A 20,001-nucleotide genomic window follows, 5' to 3' on the forward strand; every position below is an offset into this window, starting at 1 on the left:
CCTCGGCGGCGGACGGCTGCGGCGGCGCGTTCGTCTCGCGGCCACTGGTCAGCAGCCACGCGCCCGTGCAGAGCGCGACCACGGTGACGGCCCCTATCGCGGTGTTGCCGAAACGCATGACGAACCCCTCTCCAGCAACTGGCTGCCCCGCGCCCCCCTCCGGGTCACGAGGGGCGTCGGACCCGGAGGGGGAGGGGACTTGCGGTACCGGCGGACGGACAGCGGAGGGTGTCCGTCAGATCCCGTCGCCTCTCGCCCGGCGATGCAGGAGCCAGGTACCGCCCGCGGCGGCGACGGCGAGAGCCGCCACACCGGCCGCGGTCTGCACGGGGTCGGGGCCCAAGGCGCCACCGACCCCCGTCTTCACACTTCCGCGCGGCTGCACCTGCTGCCGCATCGAGGCCAGCGTCACCATCAGATCGCCGCTGACCTGCCGGCCGTCCGTGCACTTCGCGACGATCTCGTACGTCCCCGGCTGCGCGCTCGGCGGCACCTTGAACTGTCCGATCGCATCGCCCTCGTGCGTGCTCGGCGCCAGCGTGAACGTGCCGGCGCCCACCGCGCTGGCGTCACCGGCCGCCGTACCGCCGTCCCCGCACGCGGCCGTGTTCACCGTGACGTCGCCGCCCGGCACGGCGCTCGACGGGAACACCTCCAGGCTGCCGGTCTCGCCGCCGTACGCCGGTGCGGTCGCGAGACCCGCGGCGGCGACGGCGAGCGCGGTACCGGTCAACAGGCGGGCGGTACGTCGCATCGGTGCTCCTCCGAGCTGTGGTTGGCTGCCCTTCCGAGGTAAGTGGCACCGGGCCGAGCCCGCTTCCTGAGCGCGCGTCAGAAGTGTGGTGAATGGGTGTCAGAAAGGGGTCACGGCGACCCGCCCGCTCGCTGTTTCAGCAGGTCATAGGGGTACGGCGACCCCGTCCCGAAGGACTACCCGAAGAGCGCACGCCGAGCGTGTGAACGGGTGACGACCGGTCAGACTTGACCTCAAGATTGGTTGAGGTACCAGGCTGCCAGGCATGGACACCGAAACCGCTCCCCTGACCGTCACCGTCGTCATCGGCAGCAACCGCCACGGCCGCTTCGGCCCGGTCGTCGCCGACTGGCTCCTCACCCACGTCGGCGACCACGCCGACCTCACCCTCCAGGTCGTCGACGTCGCCGACACCGCCCACCTGCCCACGACCCTCGCCCCGACCCCGGAGGCGACCGCGGCACTGGCCGCCATCACCCCGAAACTGGCCTCCGCCGACGCCTTCGTCGTCCTCACCCCCGAGTACAACCACTCCTTCCCCGCCGGCCTCAAGAACCTGATCGACTGGCACTTCACCGAGTGGCGCGCCAAGCCCGTCGCCCTCGTCTCCTACGGCGGCCTCGCGGGCGGCCTGCGCGCGGTGGAACACCTCCGCCAGGTCTTCGCCGAACTCCACGCCGTCACGGTCCGCGACACCGTCTCCTTCCACAACGCGGGCACGAACTTCGACGACCGCGGCCTCCTCAAGGACCCCACGGCCCCGGACGCGGCGGCGAAGGCGATGCTCGACCAACTGGTGTGGTGGGGACGGGCGTTGAAGGAGGCGCGGGAGACGCGGCCGTACGACTCCGTGTGAGGCCGGCCTGGCGGACGGGCCCTTAACGCGCCAACCGCAGTGACAGTCCGTCGAGGACGACCTCAAGGCCGTAGGCGAACTTGCCGTCGCGCAGGGCCACCGGGTCGGTGGCCGTGGCGGCCGACTCGGCGTAGGAACCGGCGAGATGGGCGTGCCCGGCCGCGGCCTGCCGGGCGGCCGGCATCAGCCGGGCGATGAACTCGGCCTCGCTCTCCCCGGACCGGGCGACCGTGGTGAGCCAGGCGGCCTCCGTGGTGCTCATGCCGATCGTGTACGACAGGACGGCGTCGATCGCGCCGCTCGGCTCGGGGAACCCGACGGCCGTGAACAGCGCGGCCAGCCGCTCCGAGAAGGACATGAGGTTGGGGCCGAGATAGGCGAGCCCGGCCTGCCCGAGCACCGAGGACAGCCAGGGGTGCCGCAGTGCGGTCGTACGGAAGGAGCCGGCGGCCTCGGTGACGGCGGCGCGCCAGTCGGCGGTGTCCGCGTCCGGGACGTGGATCTCGGCGGCGACCTCGTCCACCGCGAGTTCCATCAGCTCGTCCTTGGTCGCGACATGCCGGTAGAGGGAGGTCGCGCCGGCGCCCAGGCGGGCACCGAGCTTGCGCATGCTCAGCGCCTCGATGCCGTCGGCGTCCAGCATCGCGATCGCCTCGCGGACGATCGCGTCCCGGCTGAGCGCGGGCTGATCGGGCGTACGCCGCTCACGGGCCCACACGGAGGGGATGGGGTTCGGCTTGGTCCTGGCGGCCATCTGGACGGCTCCTTCGTGCGTACGTCGTTCGCATCCAGCGTACAGAGTTCAAGGATTGCGCACACTGTTCCTCTGTGCGTACAGTGTTCGCATCGAAGGAACGGTGTACGCACAAAGCCGGCCGATGACTGTGACGTGAAGGGAAGCCCCATGGAAACCCGTAATCCCCGGCGCTGGTGGATCCTCGTCGTGCTGTGCCTCAGCTCGCTGGTCCTGGTGGTCGACAGCATGGCGCTGACCGTGGCGGTGCCGTCGATGACCGAGAGCATCGGGGCGAGTGCCCAGGACACGCAGTGGATCCTCGACTCCTACATCCTGGTCTTCGCCGGCCTGCTGCTGACCTCCGGAAGCCTCGGCGACCGCTTCGGCCGCCGGAAGGTGATGCTCATCGGGCTGGTGCTCTTCGGGGCCGCCTCACTGGCGGCGACGTTCTGCGTGAACCCCGGCGAGGTGATCGCCGTACGGGTGGCGATGGGGGTGGGCGGCGCGCTGATCATGCCGTCGACGCTCTCGATACTCATCACGGTCTTCGACGCGGAGGAACGCGGGAAGGCGATGGCGGCCTGGGGTTCGGTGTCGATGCTCGCGCTGGTCGGCAGCCCGGTGCTGGGCGGCGTACTGATCGACCACTTCTCCTGGCACTCCATCTTCTTCCTCAACGTGCCGGTCGTGGCGCTCGCCCTCGTGGCCGGGGTGACGCTGATGCCCGAGTCGAAGGGCCCGTGGCAGAAGCCGGATCCGCTGGGCGCGGTGCTGTCGGCGGTCGGGATGACGGCGCTGATCTGGTGGATCATCGAGATCCCGCAGCACGGCGCGTTCGCGGGCCGAGGGCTCGTCACCCTGGTCGTGGCCGTCGTCGCACTCGCCGGATTCATCGTCTGGGAGAACGTCACCCCGACCCCGATGGTCCCCCTGGTCCTCTTCAAGCACCGTAATTTCAGCGGTGGTTCGCTCTCCCTGACCCTGGTCCAGATCGGCAACGGCGGTCTGCTGCTGGTGCTCACGCAGTATCTGCAGTTCGTGCTCGGCTACTCGCCGGTCAAGGCGGGCCTGGCCTTCGTCCCGCTGGCCGTCACCGCGCTCGTCGGCAACGCGGCCGGCGCCAAGTTCACCGCCAGGTACGGCCACCGGTACCTCATCCTGGCCGGAATGCTGGTGATGGCCTCGTCCTTCGCCCTGCTCACGACGGTCACGGCCGACACCGGCTTCACCGTCCCGGCGGTGGCGCTCGGACTGCTCGGCCTGGGCGCGGGCCTCGCGATGCCGGCGGCGGTGGGCGCGCTGATGGGCACGATCCCCGAGGACAAGGCGGGCGTCGGCTCGGCCCTCAACGACACCATCCAGCAGGCCGGTACGGCCCTGGGCATCGCGATCCTCGGCTCCCTCCTGTCGAGCGGCTTCGCCGACGAGATGCCCTCCGGTACGTCCGAGGAGGCCAGGCACTCGATCGGCGGGGCGCTGGCGGCGGCGCACGGGGACGCGGGGCTGGTCCGCGCGGCCCGGGAGGCGTTCACCCACTCCATGTCAACGACCTTCACCGTCAGCGCGGTCGGCGTGGTCGCGGCGGCGGTGCTGGCGGCCGTGGTGATGCGGGACGGCAAGCGGGAGGCGGCCATCGCGGAACAGGGCTCGGGCGAAAGGGAGTTGGCCGCCTGAACCTCGACTCACCTACAGGACAAGGCCGTTGCCCGATGCGGGCGACGGCCTTGTCGCCACGTCGGTCAGTCAACCGGTCTGGTCCGTCAGTCAGTCCGTCCGCCGCCTGGCCTGCCTCAGCTCGCGGTCGACGGCCCAGGCGTCGGCGACCGGGCCGAGGTGGCTGAGCTTGTCGGGGTTGATCACCGCGCGGATGGTCTGGATCTGGCCGTCGAGCATGTCGAGGGCCAGGGTGTGGAGCACCTTGCCGTCGCGGTCGCGGAAGAGCGCGCCGGGCTGGCCGTTGACCTCGTGCGGTTCGAACGACACGTCGATCCGGATCAGCCGGGGGAAGACCGTGCCGAGCACCCGGGCCACGTTCTCCGCGCCCATGACGGCCTTGGCCAGCTGCGGCGCCTTGCCGCCGCCGTCCCCGACGAACTGCACGTTGGCGGCCAGCAGTTCACGCAGCCCGCCCACATCACCGTCCTTCAGCGCGTCGAAGAACCGGGTCGCCAGCTCCTGCCGTTCCTGCCGGTCCGCGGCGAACCGGGGCCGCCGGTCCGCCATGTGCCGCCGCGCCCGCACCAGCAGTTGGCGGCACGCCGACTCCGAGCGCCCCACCGTCGTGGCGATCTCGTCGAAGCCGAAGGCGAACACCTCCCGCAGGACGAACACCGCCCGCTCCAGCGGGCTGAGTTGCTCCAGCAGCAGGAGCGCCGCCATCGACACCGAGTCGGCGAGCTCCACCGACCGCGCCGGATCCTGGTACGGGTCGTTCAGCAGCGGCTCCGGGAACCACGGCCCGACGTACTCCTCCCGCCGTACCCGCGCCGAACGCAGTACGTCGATCGAGATCCGCGTGACCGTGGCCGACAGGAACGACTTGGTCGAGGTGGGCCGGGTCGCCGAGCCGTCGTAGCGCAGCCAGGTCTCCTGCACCGCGTCCTCGGCCTCGCCCACACTGCCCAGGATCCGATAGGCGATCGAGAACAGCAGCGGTCGCAGTTCCTCGAACTCCTGGGCCTTCCGGTCGGTTTCGCTCACGCGGGATCTCCTCGTCCTGGCCGGTGCGGGTGCGGTTCAGCCGAACATGCCGGGCTCGTAGTCGCCCGCGCACGGCTGGCGGGTGATGATGTTCAGCCGGTTCACCGAGTTCATGAAGGAGACCAGGATGACCAGGCTGGTGAGCTGCTCGTCGTCGTAGTGCTTGGCGGCGTGCGCCCACACCTCGTCACTCACCCCGCCGGTCGCGTCCGCGACCCGGGTCCCCTCCTCCGCCAGTTGCAGCGCGGCCCGTTCTTCGTCGGTGAAGACCGTGGCCTCGCGCCACGCCGCGACCAGGTTCAGCCGCACCGAGGTCTCGCCGGCCGCGACGGCCTCCTTGGTGTGCATGTCGACGCAGACTGCGCAGCCGTTGATCTGGCTGACCCGCAGTGCCACCAACTCCTGGGTCAGAGCGGGCAGTTGGGAACCCTTGAGCGACCTGCCGACCGCCATGAACTGCTTGGCGGCCTTGCCGGCGGTCGGGCTGGCGAGGAAGTTGAGTCGTGCGTCCATGGTGCCCTCCGTGGGCCGTCGTCGTCAGTGGCTACACCCACGAGACGAGACGGCCCGTTCCCCTGTGACATGGACGCATGTGACCCGGGTCTCACCCCACGTTGACCGCGCTCCAGGCCGCGGCCACCGCGTTGTACTCCGAACTCCCCACGCCGTAGAGATCCTTGGCCGCACTGAGTGTCGCCGTCCGGGCCCCGGCGTAGTTCGTCGAGGACGTCATGTAGACCGTCAGCGCCCGGTACCAGATGGCCCCCAGCTTGTCCCGGCCGATCCCGCCGACCGAAGAGCCGTTGCACGTGGGCGAGTTGTAGTCGACCCCGTTGACGGTCTTCGCGCCGCTGCCCTCCGCGAGGAGATAGGCGAAGTGGTTCGCGACGCCCGACGAGTAGTGGACGTCCAGATTCCCGACCGTCGAACTCCAGCAGTCCGCGGAGTTGCCGTCCTTGGACGGCTTGTCCATGTACCGCAGTGCCGACCGGCCGAATCCGGAGCGGACGATCTTCTCGCCGATGAGGTAATCCCCCTTGTCGGAGGCGTTGTTGGCGTACCACTCCACCAGCGTGCCCATGATGTCGGAGGTCGCCTCGTTCAGTCCGCCGGACTCGCCCGAGTAGGTCAGCGCCGCCGTCTTGGACGTCACCCCGTGCGTCATCTCGTGCCCGGCGACGTCCAGCGCCACCAGCGGACCGAGCTGCGTCCCGTCACCGTCGCCGTACGTCATGCAGAAGCAACTGTCGTCCCAGAAGGCGTTGTTGTAACTGTTGCCGTAGTGGACCCGGTTGTACGAGCCCTTCCCGTCGCCCGCGATGCCGTTGCGGCCGTGGACGTTCTTGTAGTAGTCCCAGGTCTCGTTCGTGCCGTACTGGGCGTCCACCGCGGCCGACGAACGGTCCGAACTCGCCCCCGTGCCCCAGTGGTTGTCGGCGTCCGTGAACACCGTGGACGGCGCCCGGCTGATGCAGATGCCGAGGATGCACAGGTCCGTCTTGTTCGCCGCGTCACCGGTGTAGGTCCCGCCGCGTGTCGCGTCCTTGAGCTGGTACGCCGATCCCGACAGTGTCGTCTCCAGCGGCACCGTCCCGCTGTACAGCGACTGCCCGTCGCCGGTCGCCGTCTCCACACTGTCCCAGGCGTCGATCCGGGCGCCGGTGCGGGCGTCGGTCAACACCGTGCGGGCGACCGGGTTGCCGAGCGAGTCCTTGGCGACGACGTTCGTCCGCCAGGCGAGCTTCGGGGTGCCGTGCAGGGCGTCAACTATGAGCTGTGGCTTGGCGGTTATCCCCTTGAGCGCCTCGCCGAGATGCGCGGCCCGCAACGCGTTCACCGCCAGGTCCGCCGCCTTCGGAGCGGCCACCTTCGGTGTCACGGACGACAGGGATATGGAGGCGCGGGTCGCACGGTCGGCGCTCCGATAACTCCCGTTGGCAGCCAGGTGCACCACGAAGTCACCCCCGAGCACCGGGAGTTGACGGTACGTCCGGTCGTAACGGACGTGCTGCGTGCCGTCCCGGTCGACGATCACGTCCCGGACCGACGTGCCCTCCGAGGCCGTCAGCCCCAGACTCGTGGCATGGGCCACCAGCGCGGACGCGGCGTTCGCGATCGCGGTGCTCCGGGTAGGCCGGTCGACGGCGTGGGCGGTGGGGGCGAGGGTGGCGGCCAGCAGGGTCGCGGCACCGGCCGCGATACCTGCCGTGGCGAGACGGGAACCATGAACGTGCCGTGTCAGACTCATCGGTCTCCTCAAGAACGCAAGTGGGGGGCGTGGGGGCCGCGTTGATGTTGAATGAGATTTAAGAGGTCATGACATGTCGTGTCCATAGCGCGTGCAAAGACTGGAGAGTGATGACGACGCCCCTCCCCTTCTTCGTCTACGGCACCCTCCGCCCCGGCGAGCCCAACCACGACCTCTTCCTGCGCGGCCACACGGAGTCGGAGGAACCGGGACGCCTGCACGGCGCCGCCCTCTACGAAGGCCCCGGCTACCCGTACGCCGTCGAGGACCCCGGCTCGGTGGTCGTCGGCGAACTCGTCACCGCGCGCCCCGCGTCGTACCCCCAACTCCTCCGCGCCCTCGACCGACTTGAGGACTACGCCCCCGGCGACCCGCGCAACCTCTACGAGCGCGTCGAACGCCCGGTGACCCGCGACGCCGACGGCACGGCCGTACGCGCCTGGGTGTACCTCGCGGCCCCCGCCGTCACCGCCGCCCTGCGCACCCACGGCAAACTGATCGAGGGCGGCGACTGGCTCGACCGCCGCTTAAGGGGCCTCAGTTGCCGGCGGCCAGGGCCCGCGTGACCCCCGTCTCCTTCTTCCCGAGGAAATGCGGATCGGGCCGGAACGCCGCGTCCAGCGCCGCCTTGCCCGCCGCGAACACCTCGCGGGTGCCGCCGTAGTACCAGGTCGCGTCGTGCTTGTCGTCGACCCCGACGCCGTACGAGTCGACCCCCGCCGCCTCGCACAGCGCGACCGCCCGCCGGATGTGGAACCTCTGGCTGATGAGCACGGCCTTGTCGACGCCGAAGATCTTCTTGGCGCGGACACAGGAGTCCCAGGTGTCGAAGCCGGCGTAGTCGGTCACCACGCGCGCGCGTGGCACCCCGTGCTTGGCCAGGTAGACGCGCATCGCGTCCGGCTCGTCGTAGTCCTTGCGGCTGTTGTCACCGGTCACCAGGACGACCTTCACCCGGCCCTCCCGGTACAGCGTGGCCGCCGCGTCCAGCCGGTGCGCGAGATACGGCGACGGTTCGCCGTCCCACAGCCCGGCCCCGAAGACCACGGCCACATCGGTGTGCGGCGCGTCCTGAAGAGTCCGCAACCGGTCCGTCGTCGCCACCCACAGCCAGGTCGCCGGAAGCAGCGCGAGAACACAGCCGAGGGCCACCCCCTGCACAAGCTGCCGCCACCCGGCACGCGTGCGTGGCAGCCGAGGTCGGCGAAGTCTCAGGCGGCGCATCAGACGTATCAACGGGGGCCCCTCCGCGTTCGGTTTCGACAACCACAGACGCGCTGTAACGTCCTCCGGTTCGCCGCCCGCAGTGTGACCGGCTTCACTGTGAACGCCGAATCCGCAGGTCACATCACCTCACACACCCCGGGCACCCCACCGTGAATCCCCGGAAAACACCCGTCATTCCGGTGCAACGGCACGGCAACGTCCTACCGACACCATCGCTCCATGACGGCGTCGCATCATCCCCACGACGAGTCCACGACCCTCGACAGTACGGCGCATCTCATGAACCGGATCAGCAGTCAGCTCGCCAGCCAGCTCAGCCTCGTCTCCCTGAACGGCAGCCGCCGCCCCGGCCCGCCCGCGCTCGTCCTGGTCGCGCACGGCAGCCGCGACCCGCGCGCCCTGAGCACCGTACGAGCCCTCGTGGAACGCGTCCGCGAACTGCGCCCCGGCCTCCCCGTCCACCTGGGCCACATCGAACTCAACGAGCCCCGCCTCCCGGACACCCTCACCGCACTCGGCCCCACGGACGCCGTCCTCGTCCCCCTCCTCCTGGCCCGCGGCTACCACGTCAAGCGGGACATCCCCGAGTTGGCCGCCGAGGCACAGGCACGCGCGCGCGTGGCACCCCCGTTGGGCCCCCACCCCCTCCTCGTGGAGACCCTCTACGACCGCCTGGTGGAGGCGGGTTGGCGCACCAGGACGGACGAGCAGTCCCGCCGGGGCAGCGCCGTCGTCCTGGCCGCAGCGGGCTCCCGGGACCCGGAATCCAAGCTGGACACCAACCACACGGCCCAACTCCTCGCCGACCGCCTCGGAGTCCCCGTGATCCCCGCCTACGCCTCAGCGGCGACCCCCACGGTCCAGACAGCCGTCCGCGCGCTGGCCGCCCGAGGCCGCCACAGGGTCGCGGTGGCATCCTGCTTCACGGCCCCCGGCCGCTTCGCGACACAGTGCGCCGAGGCGGCCCCCTGGATCGCATCGGCACCCCTGGGCGCCCACCCCGCGATGGCGAGGCTGGTCCTCCACCGCTACGACCAGGCGCTGGCGACGACGGAAGTCACGGCCCCGGAGTTGGCGTCGGCTTAATACCTACGGGAGCTGTGTCTTCTAGGGGCGCGGGGAACTGCGCGACCAGCCACATGCGACCCGCATCCGCAAACGAAACCGCACCCGGCAGACGCATAGGCGCCCCGCAACTCCCGAATTGTCACTGCCGCCGCTTACTGTCGAGACATGTCCTACGACGCGCACGCAACCGAACGCTGGGCCCCCGAACCTGACAAACGCCCCGGCCGCACAGCCTTTCAGCGTGACCGCGCGCGCGTACTTCACTCCGCCGCACTCAGAAGACTCGCCGGCAAAACCCAGGTGGTCACACCGGGAACCCGCAGCCAGGCCTGGGACGCCAGCCCCCGCACCCGCCTGACCCACTCCCTGGAGTGCGCCCAAGTCGGCCGCGAGCTCGGCGCAGCCCTCGGCTGCGACCCCGACCTCGTAGAAGCCGCGTGCCTCTCCCACGACCTGGGCCACCCACCCTTCGGCCACAACGGCGAACAGGCACTCAACGAATTCGCCGACGACTGCGGCGGCTTCGAGGGCAACGCGCAATCCCTGAGACTCCTCACGCGTATCGAGCCCAAGCGCTTCACCGCCGAGGGCTCCGTAGGCCTCAACCTCACTCGAGCCGCCTTGGACGCGGCCACCAAGTACCCCTGGCCGCGCGGAGCCCACCCCACCGACCCCAAGTCCCCCAAGTTCGGTGTCTACGACGACGACAGGCCCGTCTTCGACTGGGTCCGCAAGGGCGCCCCCGGCACGCGCACGTGCTTCGAGGCACAGGTGATGGACTGGTCGGACGACGTGGCGTACTCGGTGCACGACGTCGAGGACGGTCTGCACGCCGGCCACGTCGACCCCAACTACCTGCACGCCGAACCGGAGCGCCAAGAGGTCTTCAAGGTGGCCATCGGCCGCTACGTCTCCGCGGACACGGCCCCCGACGAACTCGCCGAGGCACTGGACCGGCTCCAGAACGAGCCGTGGTGGCCGCACGGTTACGACGGTTCGGCCGTCGCGCAGGCCCGCCTCAAGGACGCCACCAGCCAGCTCATCGGCCGCTTCTGCCTGGCCGCCGAGACCGCCACGCGCGCGAGGTACGGCACCGGCCGCCTCACCCGCTACGACGCCGAACTCGTCGTACCGCGCGAGGCACGGCTGGAGTGCGCGGTCCTCAAGGCGGTCGCCGACCGGTACGTCATGCAGCGCGCCGAGCAGGAGCGGATCCGCGCCGACGAGCGCATCGTGGTCGCCGAACTCGCCGAGGTGCTCACGACGCGCGCGCCCGACGGTCTGGAGCCGCAGTTCCGCGCCCAGTTCGACGAGGCGCCCGACGACCGGGCTCGCAAGCGGGTGATCGTCGATCAGATCGCGTCATTGACCGACGCGTCGGCGCGGTCTCTTCACGCGCATCTCACATCGCTGGGGCACAGTGACGCGAAACAATACCGAATGTGACCCTCCGTGGCCTGATCGGGCCACACCCCCTTCCCGCATCACGCTGCGTGCGGGACGCTCGCATATGACGGCACCCTTACGAGGAGGCATCAAGTGGTCGACGCGGATCAGACATTCGTCATCGTCGGAGGAGGCCTGGCCGGCGCCAAGGCGGCCGAGGCGCTCCGAGCGGAGGGCTTCACCGGCCGCGTGATACTGATCTGCGACGAACGCGACCACCCGTACGAGCGCCCGCCGTTGTCCAAGGGCTACCTCCTCGGTAAAGAGGAGCGCGACAGCGTCTTCGTCCACGAACCCGCCTGGTATGCGCGCAACGACATCGAGCTGCACCTCGGCCAGACCGTCGACGCCATCGACCGTACGGCGAAGACGGTGCGCTTCGGAGACGACGGCACCCTTGTCCACTACGACAAGTTGCTCATCGCCACCGGCTCCGAGCCCCGCCGCCTCGACATCCCGGGCACGGACCTCGCGGGCGTCCACCACCTGCGCCGCCTCTCGCACGCCGAGCGCCTCAAGGGTGTCCTCGCCTCCCTGGGCCGGGACAACGGCCATCTGGTGATCGCCGGCGGCGGCTGGATCGGCCTGGAGGTCGCTGCGGCGGCCCGCGAGTACGGCGCCGAGGTCACCGTCGTGGAACCGTCCCAGACCCCGCTGCACGGGGTCCTCGGACCCGAACTGGGCCAGATCTTCGCCGACCTGCACGCCGAGCACGGCGTCCGTTTCCACTTCGGCGCCAGGCTCACCGAGATCGTCGGCCAGGACGGCATGGTGCTGGCCGCCCGTACCGACGACGGCGAGGAGCACCCCGCGCACGACGTCCTCGCAGCGATCGGAGCGGCCCCCCGCACCGCGCTCGCCGAGGCGGCCGGCCTTGAGCTGGCCGACCGCGCGCACGGCGGCGGCATCGCGGTCGACGAACGGCTGCGCACCTCCGACCCCGACATCTACGCGGCCGGCGACGTGGCCGCCTTCCACCACGCCCTCTTCGACACCCGGCTACGGGTGGAGCACTGGGCCAACGCCCTCAACGGCGGCCCGGCGGCGGCCCGCGCGATGCTCGGCAAGGACGTCACCTACGACCGCGTGCCCTATTTCTTCTCCGACCAGTACGACATGGGTATGGAGTACTCCGGCTGGGCGCCCCCGGGCTCCTACGACGAAGTGGTGATCCGGGGAGACGCGGGCAAGCGCGAGTTCATCGCCTTCTGGCTGAAGGAGGGACGCGTGCTGGCCGGGATGAATGTGAATGTGTGGGACGTCACAGAGCCCATCCAGCAGCTCATCCGCTCCAGGGCACAGGTGAACACCGAGGCACTGGCGGACCCACACGTTCCGCTGGACAGCCTGGGCGTCTGAACGGTCTCGTCGTCACTGGTGTCAGTCCGGCCCCGTAGAATTCACGCGTGGCAGGACGGATCAACGACGAGGACGTGAAGGCGGTTCGGGACGCGGTCCCGATCGACGCCGTGGTGTCCGAGTACCTCCAGCTGCGGAACGCGGGCGGCGGCAACCTCAAGGGCCTCTGCCCGTTCCACGACGAGAAGTCGCCGTCCTTCCAGGTCAGCCCGAGCAAGGGGCTCTTCCACTGCTTCGGCTGCCAGGAGGGCGGCGACACCATCACGTTCGTGATGAAGGTCGACCACCTCACCTTCTCGGAGTCGGTCGAGCGCCTTGCCGCTCAGGCCGGCATCACGCTGCGGTACGAGGAGGGTGGGTACAACCCCTCCCACCAGCGCGGCGAGCGCATCCGCCTGGTCGAGGCCCACAAGGTCGCCGCCGACTTCTACGTGGAGCAGCTCGCCGTCAGCCCCGAGGCGGACACCGGCCGCAAGTTCCTCGCCGAGCGCGGCTTCGACCAGTCCGCCGCCGAGCACTTCTCCGTCGGCTACAGCCCCCAGGGCTGGGACCACCTCACCAAATACCTCCGCGGCAAGGGCTTCAGCGACAAGGAGATCCTCCTCTCCGGCCTCTCCCAGGAGGGCCGCCGCGGCCCCATCGACCGCTTCCGAGGCCGGCTGATGTGGCCGATCCGCGACATCGGCGGCGAGGTCGTCGGCTTCGGCGCGAGGAAGCTCTACGAGTCGGACAACGGCCCGAAGTACCTCAACACGCCCGACACCGCGATCTACAGGAAGTCCCAGGTCCTCTACGGCATCGACCTCGCGAAGAAGGACATCGCCAAGTCCAGCCGCGCGGTGGTCGTCGAGGGCTACACCGACGTCATGGCCTGCCATCTGGCGGGAGTGACGACGGCGATCGCGACCTGCGGCACGGCCTTCGGCACCGACCACATCAAGATCCTCCGCAGGCTGTTGATGGACAACGGCTCGGCGCGCGTGATCTTCACCTTCGACGGCGACGCGGCCGGCCAGAAGGCGGCCCTGCGCGCCTTCGAGGACGACCAGAAGTTCGCCGCCGAGACATACATCGCGATCGCGCCCGACAACATGGACCCGTGCGAGCTGCGCCTCGCCAAGGGCGACCAGGCGGTCGCCGACCTGGTCGAACCCCGCACCCCGCTCTTCGAGTTCGCGCTCCGCCAGATCGTCGTCCGCTACGACCTCGACACCCCCGCGGGCCGCGCCTCCGCCCTGGACGAGGCCGCCCCCATCGTCGCCCGCATCAAGAACAGTGGCGCCCAGCACGAGGTCGCCGTCCAGCTCGCCGGCATGCTCGGCATCCTCGACACCCAGTTCGTGGTCAAGAGGGTTGCCCAGCTTGCCCGTTGGGCCCGCGACCGCGGCGGCAAGGGCCCGGCACCGACGAGGGGCGGCGCCCAGCAGCAGTACGACACCACCCCCCGCCCCCCGACCGGCGGCCCCGCCCTCACCCTCCGCAACCCGGTCTTCGCCACCGAACGCGAACTCCTCAAACTCGCCCTCCAGCGCCCCGAGTTGGTCTCCCCGGCCTTCGACGCGTACGGCGTCGACGAGTTCACCGCCCCGCCCTACGCCGCCGTACGCGAGGCGATCATCGAGGCGGGCGGCGCCGAATACGGCCTCCAGGACGCCCAGGACTACCTCGTCCGCGTCCGCGAGGCCGCACCGGACGACGCGGTCCGCGCGATGGTCACCGAGCTCGCGGTGGAGGCGATCCTGCGCCGCACGGTCGACGAGAACTACGCGGGCGAGCAGCTCGTCACCGTCCGCCGAAGAGCCGTAGTGCGCCGGATCCACGACGTCCAGGGCACGCTCACCCGCCTCGGCAGCCACGGAGACTCGGCGGAACTGGCCGCCGTACAGAACGAGTTGTGGGTACTTCAGCAGTACGACCAGGCACTCCAGGTGCACGGCGCCACAGCGCTCTGAGCGCGTAGTTACGGAACGGACTCAAAAAGTCACCGCACGCCCCTCGTGGCGGCGATGTGTCGTACTCCACACTGGGTTCCGGTGCCTGAGTCCTCGGAGCGCGGCCGATCCGTCCCCGGCGGGTCCTTCACCCCCGCGGTTCCGCTCATCGAGTACGGGACGGATTGCGGCGAGGCCGCCCACTCCGCCCCTGAAGTACCGCTGCCGTACCCCCTGGCAGCGATCATCCTGGAGGTCGCCCCCGTGCAGACCCAGACCCTCGACCAGACCGAGACCAGCACGACGGACGGCGCGGAAGCGGAAGCGGAGACCGATGTCCTCGCGACCGTCCCCCCGCAGAGCCGTGCCGCGCACCACCCCGAAACCGTGGAAGCGGAGAGCCCGCCCGAGCTCGAAGAACCGACGGCCGAAGCGGTGGAGACCGCAGAGGCCCCCGAGCCCGCCGTACGGCCCCGCAGCCGGGTCGCCGCCGACAACGGCGCGCCCTCCTCGGACCTGTTCCGCCAGTACCTGCGCGAGATCGGCCGCATCCCGCTGCTCACCGCGGCCGAGGAGGTCGACCTCGCCCGCCGCGTCGAGGCCGGCCTGTTCGCCGAGGAGAAGCTCGGCGGCGCCACCGACCTGGACAGCCAACTCGCCCTTGACCTGGACAAGTTGGTCGTCATGGGCCGGATGGCCAAGCGCCGCCTGATCGAGGCGAACCTGAGGCTCGTGGTGTCCGTCGCCAAGCGGTACGTGGGACGAGGGCTGACCATGCTCGACCTCGTCCAGGAGGGAAACCTCGGTCTGATCAGGGCAGTTGAGAAATTCGACTACGCCCGCGGCTACAAGTTCTCGACGTACGCGACCTGGTGGATCCGCCAGGCCATGTCCCGCGCCCTCGCCGACCAGGCCCGCACCATCCGCGTCCCGGTCCACGTCGTCGAACTGATCAACCGCGTCGTCCGCGTCCAGCGCCGGATGCTCCAGGAGCGCGGCTACGAGCCGACCCCGGAAGAGGTGGCCGACCACCTCGACCTCGCCCCCGAACGCGTCAGCGAGGTCCTGCGCCTGGCCCAGGAACCGGTCTCGCTGCACGCGCCGGTGGGGGAGGAGGACGACGTCGCCCTCGGCGACCTGATCGAGGACGGCGACGCCACGAGTCCCGTGGAGTCGGCCGCGTTCATCCTCCTCAGGCAGCACCTGGAGGCGGTCCTGTCGACGCTGGGCGAGCGTGAGCGCAAGGTCGTACAGCTCAGGTACGGGCTGGCGGACGGGCGTCCGCGAACGCTGGAGGAGATCGGCCGCATCTTCGGGGTGACCCGGGAACGGATCCGACAGATCGAGTCGAAGACGCTCAACAAGCTGCGGGACCATGCTTTTGCGGATCAGCTGAGGGGCTATCTGGACTGATGCCGTCTGCGGGCCCGGTGGGGGCTGGTCGCGCAGTTCCCCGCGCCCCTAAAGACCCGGGCCCACCCTGTTCTTTCAGAGGATCCCCGCGCCCCTGAAGAGACCTCAGCCGAGGTGCTTTTAGGGGCGCGGGGAACTGCGCGACCAGCCACGACGGACCGTCAGCCGAACGACGACCCATCGTGGCACTCACCACAAACCAGCTAGTCCACTTCGGCCACAGCCTGCGCGAACTGCGCCTTGTACAACCGCGCGTACGCGCCATCCGCCGCCAACAGATCCGCGTGCGCGCCCTGTTCGACGATCGCCCCGTTCTCCATGACCAGGATCGTGTCGGCATCCCGGATCGTGGAGAGCCGGTGGGCAATGACGAACGACGTACGCCCATGGGCGAGTTTGGCCATGGCCTTCTGGATCAGGACCTCCGTACGGGTGTCGACAGACGACGTCGCCTCGTCGAGGACCAGGATCGTCGGGTCGGACAGGAACGCCCGCGCGATGGTGATGAGCTGCTTCTCACCGGCGCTGACCCCCGTGCCCTCGTCGTCGATCACGGTGTCGTAGCCGTCTGGCAGCGTACGGACGAACCGGTCGGCGTGCGCCGCCCGCGCCGCCTCCTCGATCTCGCCCCGGGTGACCTCGCGAGAGGCCCCGTACGCGATGTTGTCGGCGATCGAGCCGCCGAACAGCCAGGTGTCCTGGAGCACCATGCCGATGCCGGAACGGAGTTCGTCCCGGGACATCTTCGCGATGTCGACACCGTCGAGGGTGATGCGCCCGCCGGAGACCTCGTAGAACCGCATGAGGAGGTTGACCAGGGTGGTCTTGCCGGCGCCCGTCGGGCCGACGATCGCGACCGTGTGGCCCGGTTCCACCGTCAGCGAGAGGTCCTCGATGAGCGGCTTGTCGGGGTCGTAGCGGAAGGAGACGTGCTCCAGGGCGACCAGGCCGCGGAGTTCCTCGGGGCGTTCGCCCGGCATCGGGTCGGCCGTCTGCTCCTCGGCGTCGAGGAGTTCGAAGATCCGCTCGGCGGAGGCGACACCGGACTGCACGAGGTTCGCCATCGACGCGACCTGCGTCAGCGGCATCGAGAACTGGCGTGAGTACTGGACGAAGGCCTGCACGTCACCGATCGAGAGCGAGCCGGACGCGACCCGCAGGCCGCCGACCACGGCCACCAGCACGTAGTTGAGGTTCGAGATGAACATCATCAGCGGCTGCATGACACCGCTGTTGAACTGCGCCTTGAACCCCGCCTCGTAGAGCGCGTCGTTCTGCTCGGCGAAGAGCTGCGCCGACTCGTCCTGCCGCCCGAACACCTTCACCAGGGTGTGCCCGGTGTACATCTCCTCGACGTGCGCGTTGAGCTTCCCCGTCGAGCGCCACTGCTGCACGAAGTGCGGCTGCGAGCGCTTGCCGATGCGGGTGGCGACGAGGAACGACAGCGGCACGGTCACCAGCGCGACCAGGGCGAGCAGCCAGGACACCCAGAACATCATCGCGAGGACGCCGATGATCGTGAGCAGCGAGTTGATGAGCTGGCCCATCGACTGCTGGAGCGTCTGCCCGATGTTGTCGATGTCGTTGGTCGCGCGCGACAGCACTTCACCGCGCTGCCGCTTGTCGAAGTACGACAGCGGGAGCCGCGACATCTTCGTCTGCACGCTCTCGCGCAGCCGGAACATGGTCCGGTTGACCGCCCGGTTGACCATCCGGGTCGCCACCGCCATCAGCAGCCCGGCCACCAGGAACGTGCCCAGCGCGAGCAGCAGCACATGCCCCACCGAGGTGAAGTCGATGCCCTTGCCCGGGGTGAAGTCCGTGCTCTTGAGCATGTCCGCGACCGAGCCCTGGCCCCGGTCGCGCATCGCCTGGAGGGCCTGCGCCTTGGTCGTCCCGGCCGGCATCTGCCGCCCGATGATGCCCGCGAAGACCAGGTCGGTGGCGTTGCCGAGGATCTTCGGCCCGACCACGTTCAGCCCGACGCTCACCACCACGCACACCAGCAGGATGCCGAGGGTGAGCCTCTCCGGTTTGAACTGGCCGATGAGCCGCTTGCCGGACACCTTGAAGTCCATCGAACGGGCGTCGGGGCCCGTCCCGGCCATCATCCGCCCCATGGGCCCGGCCATCAGGCTGCCTCCGCTTCCGTGAGCTGGGAGAGCACGATCTCTCGGTACGTCTCGTTGTCCGCCATCAGTTCGTGATGCCGGCCCGTCCCCACGACCCGTCCCTCGTCGAGTACGACGATCCGGTCGGCGTCCCTGATGGTGGCGACCCGCTGCGCCACGATCACCACGGTCGCCTCGGCGGTCTCCTGCGCGAGGGCCGCCCGCAGAGCCGCGTCGGTCGCGTAGTCGAGGGCGGAGAAGGAGTCGTCGAAGAGGTAGATCTCCGGCCGCTGCACCAGCGTGCGGGCGATGGCGAGCCGCTGCCGCTGACCGCCGGAGACATTGGTGCCGCCCTGCGCGATGGGGGAGTCGAGCCCGTTCTCCAGCCCCTCGACGAAGCCCTTGGCCTGCGCCACCTCCAGCGCGTGCCACAACTCCTCGTCCGTCGCGTCCGGGTTGCCGTAGCGGAGGTTGGTGGCGACCGTGCCCGCGAAGAGGTACGGCTTCTGCGGGACCAGGCCGACCGTCTTGGCCAGCAGTACCGGGTCGATGGTCGACACGTCGACACCGTCGACGAGGACTTCGCCGTCGGTCGCGTCAACCAGGCGCGGGACCAGACTCAGAAGGGTGGACTTTCCGCTGCCGGTCGAGCCGATCACGGCCGTCGTCTCGCCCGGGCGGGCCACCAGGTCGATGGACTTCAGTACGGGTTCCTCGGCGCCCGGGTAACAGAAGCCGACCCCGCGGACCTCCAGATGCCCGTGTCGGCGCAGTTCGAAGACGGGAGCCACCGGCGGCACGACACTGCTCTCGGTGTCGAGGACCTCCTCGATGCGCTCGGCACAGACCTCCGCGCGCGGCACCATCATGAACATGAAGGTGGCCATCATCACGGACATCACGATCTGCATCAGATAGGCGAGGAACGCGGTCAGATCGCCGATCTGCATCCCGCCGCTGTCGATCCGGTGCGCACCGAACCACACGACGGCGATCGACGACAGGTTCACCGTGGTCATGACCACCGGGAACATCAGCGCGAGCAGATTGCCCGTCTTCAGCTGCATCTCGGTGAGATCGGAGTTGGCCTTCCGGAACCGGTCCTTCTCGTACTCGTCCCGGACGAACGCGCGGATCACACGGTTGCCGGTGATCTGCTCGCGCAGCACCCGGTTCACCGAGTCGAGGCGCACCTGCATCGACCGGAACAGCGGGCGCAGCCGGCGCACGATGATCGTCACGCAGATGGTCAGTGTCGGCACCACCGCGATCAGCACCCCGGACAGCGGTACATCGAGACCGAGCGCCAGGATGATCCCGCCGACGCACATGATCGGCGCCGACACGAGCAGCGTGAACGTCATCAGGGCCAGCATCTGGACCTGCTGGACGTCATTGGTCGTACGGGTGATCAGCGAGGGCGCGCCGAAGTGACCGACCTCGCGGGCCGAGAACGACTGCACCCGGTCGAAGATGGCGCCCCGGATGTCCCGGCCGACGGCCGCCGCGGTGCGGGCGCCGTAGTAGACGGCACCGGTATTGCACACGACCTGGACCAGCGAGATCCCGATCATCAGGGCACCGAACGACAGGATGTAACCGGTGTCCCCCTTCACGACACCGTTGTCGATGATGTGCGCGTTCAGGGTGGGCAGGTAGAGGGTGGCGCAGGTCTGCAGGAACTGCAGCAGCACCAGCAGGGCGATGGGTTTCCTGTAGGGCCTGAGATAGGTCCGCAGAAGTCGTATGAGCACGCTGGGTCTCTCGGAGTCGGCGGGTGGGGGGTGGGCTGTCTGCCCCTCGCCCCCATCGTCCGACACTCCACCCGCGTTACCTCAACTGATTAAGCCAAGAGCAGTGCCACATGCGCCCTTATGAACCCTTAAGAGCGCAACGCGTGAACTCCTACGAGCGGAACGCCCCCGGATGGGTCTGTTCCCGTACGGACACGTACTGCTGCCGCACCGCCTGCCCTACGGCCAGTTCGTCACCCGGCTCCAGCACCTGCGCGACCGGACCCTGCCAGGGCGGCGGGGTACGCGGGTCCAGCGTCCCCTGCGAGACTCCGAGCGCCCACGCGGCCTGCCGGGCGGCACCGATCGCCGCGTAGTCGGCCGGCTGCGGTACGACGATCTGGGTCCCGAAGAGCGCG

At 69.5% G+C, this 20,001-nt stretch carries 16 protein-coding genes and 2 pseudogenes; 8 read left to right on the forward strand and 10 right to left on the reverse strand.

Features of this window, described 5'->3' with window-relative positions; all coding sequences use genetic code 11:
- Nucleotides 1-118: pseudogene (locus R6V09_RS20770) on the reverse strand (class F sortase); the annotation flags it as partial.
- 117 nt (nt 119-235) lie between these two features.
- Nucleotides 236-754 carry a hypothetical protein gene (locus R6V09_RS20775; protein WP_262063681.1) on the reverse strand — a complete coding sequence of 173 codons (519 nt, stop codon included), beginning with the start codon at nt 752-754 and terminating at the stop codon, nt 236-238.
- A gap of 265 nt (nt 755-1,019) precedes the next feature.
- On the opposite strand from R6V09_RS20775, the gene R6V09_RS20780 reads away from it, so the two are divergent.
- Nucleotides 1,020-1,610, forward strand: a complete 591-nt coding sequence (locus R6V09_RS20780; RefSeq protein ID WP_317882918.1) for an NADPH-dependent FMN reductase — start codon at nt 1,020-1,022, stop codon at nt 1,608-1,610.
- 22 nt (nt 1,611-1,632) lie between these two features.
- On the opposite strand, the gene R6V09_RS20785 is transcribed toward R6V09_RS20780, so the two are convergent.
- A complete protein-coding gene (locus tag R6V09_RS20785; protein ID WP_317882919.1) occupies nt 1,633-2,364 on the reverse strand; it encodes a TetR/AcrR family transcriptional regulator in 732 nt (243 codons plus the stop codon).
- Nucleotides 2,365-2,514: 150 nt separating this feature from the next.
- On the opposite strand from R6V09_RS20785, the gene R6V09_RS20790 reads away from it, so the two are divergent.
- Nucleotides 2,515-4,020: an MFS transporter gene (locus tag R6V09_RS20790; RefSeq protein ID WP_317882920.1), complete on the forward strand. Its 1,506-nt coding sequence runs from the start codon at nt 2,515-2,517 to the stop codon at nt 4,018-4,020.
- Between the two features lie 90 nt (nt 4,021-4,110).
- Here R6V09_RS20790 and R6V09_RS20795 read toward each other — a convergent pair whose 3' ends face one another.
- From R6V09_RS20795 to R6V09_RS20805, 3 genes are all read right to left on the reverse strand, one after another.
- Entirely contained in the window at nt 4,111-5,046 is a 936-nt protein-coding gene (locus R6V09_RS20795) for an RNA polymerase sigma-70 factor (RefSeq protein ID WP_317882921.1), read from the reverse strand.
- Nucleotides 5,047-5,082: 36 nt separating this feature from the next.
- Entirely contained in the window at nt 5,083-5,559 is a 477-nt protein-coding gene (locus R6V09_RS20800) for a carboxymuconolactone decarboxylase family protein (RefSeq protein WP_317882922.1), read from the reverse strand.
- 91 nt (nt 5,560-5,650) lie between these two features.
- Complete coding sequence (locus R6V09_RS20805) at nt 5,651-7,294, reverse strand: M4 family metallopeptidase (protein ID WP_317882923.1); 1,644 nt, start codon at nt 7,292-7,294, stop codon at nt 5,651-5,653.
- Between the two features lie 110 nt (nt 7,295-7,404).
- Here R6V09_RS20805 and R6V09_RS20810 point away from each other — a divergent pair, with 110 nt between their 5' ends.
- Nucleotides 7,405-7,860 (forward strand): gamma-glutamylcyclotransferase family protein, encoded by a 456-nt coding sequence (locus R6V09_RS20810; RefSeq protein WP_317882924.1) that lies wholly within the window; start codon nt 7,405-7,407, stop codon nt 7,858-7,860.
- On the opposite strand, the gene R6V09_RS20815 is transcribed toward R6V09_RS20810, so the two are convergent.
- The gene (locus R6V09_RS20815; protein ID WP_317882925.1) at nt 7,832-8,518 is read right to left on the reverse strand and encodes a SanA/YdcF family protein; all 687 of its coding nucleotides are present in this window, start codon (nt 8,516-8,518) and stop codon (nt 7,832-7,834) included. The genes R6V09_RS20810 and R6V09_RS20815 overlap by 29 nt on opposite strands.
- A gap of 222 nt (nt 8,519-8,740) precedes the next feature.
- On the opposite strand from R6V09_RS20815, the gene R6V09_RS20820 reads away from it, so the two are divergent.
- The 5 genes from R6V09_RS20820 (at nt 8,741) to R6V09_RS20840 (ending at nt 15,738) form a co-directional block, all read left to right on the forward strand.
- On the forward strand, nt 8,741-9,607 hold the full coding sequence (locus tag R6V09_RS20820) for a sirohydrochlorin chelatase (protein ID WP_317882926.1): 867 nt from the start codon (nt 8,741-8,743) through the stop codon (nt 9,605-9,607).
- Between the two features lie 147 nt (nt 9,608-9,754).
- On the forward strand, nt 9,755-11,035 hold the full coding sequence (locus R6V09_RS20825; protein WP_317882927.1) for a deoxyguanosinetriphosphate triphosphohydrolase: 1,281 nt from the start codon (nt 9,755-9,757) through the stop codon (nt 11,033-11,035).
- A 93-nt stretch (nt 11,036-11,128) separates the two neighbouring features.
- Nucleotides 11,129-12,394 carry an NAD(P)/FAD-dependent oxidoreductase gene (locus tag R6V09_RS20830; protein ID WP_317882928.1) on the forward strand — a complete coding sequence of 422 codons (1,266 nt, stop codon included), beginning with the start codon at nt 11,129-11,131 and terminating at the stop codon, nt 12,392-12,394.
- Nucleotides 12,395-12,441: 47 nt separating this feature from the next.
- A complete protein-coding gene (gene dnaG / locus R6V09_RS20835) occupies nt 12,442-14,346 on the forward strand; it encodes a DNA primase (RefSeq protein ID WP_317882929.1) in 1,905 nt (634 codons plus the stop codon).
- A gap of 81 nt (nt 14,347-14,427) precedes the next feature.
- A complete protein-coding gene (locus tag R6V09_RS20840; protein ID WP_317882930.1) occupies nt 14,428-15,738 on the forward strand; it encodes an RNA polymerase sigma factor in 1,311 nt (436 codons plus the stop codon).
- 203 nt (nt 15,739-15,941) lie between these two features.
- On the opposite strand, the gene R6V09_RS20845 is transcribed toward R6V09_RS20840, so the two are convergent.
- The 3 genes and pseudogenes from R6V09_RS20845 to R6V09_RS20855 all read right to left on the reverse strand — a co-directional run.
- Complete coding sequence (locus tag R6V09_RS20845) at nt 15,942-17,870, reverse strand: ABC transporter ATP-binding protein (RefSeq protein ID WP_317882931.1); 1,929 nt, start codon at nt 17,868-17,870, stop codon at nt 15,942-15,944.
- Nucleotides 17,870-19,603 carry an ABC transporter ATP-binding protein gene (locus tag R6V09_RS20850; protein WP_317882932.1) on the reverse strand — a complete coding sequence of 578 codons (1,734 nt, stop codon included), beginning with the start codon at nt 19,601-19,603 and terminating at the stop codon, nt 17,870-17,872. The genes R6V09_RS20845 and R6V09_RS20850 overlap by 1 nt, the downstream gene beginning before the upstream one ends.
- 151 nt (nt 19,604-19,754) lie before the next feature.
- Nucleotides 19,755-20,001: pseudogene (locus R6V09_RS20855) on the reverse strand (sugar kinase); the annotation flags it as partial.

Source organism: Streptomyces sp. W16 (genome assembly GCF_033194735.1).
Lineage (GTDB): Bacteria > Actinomycetota > Actinomycetes > Streptomycetales > Streptomycetaceae > Streptomyces.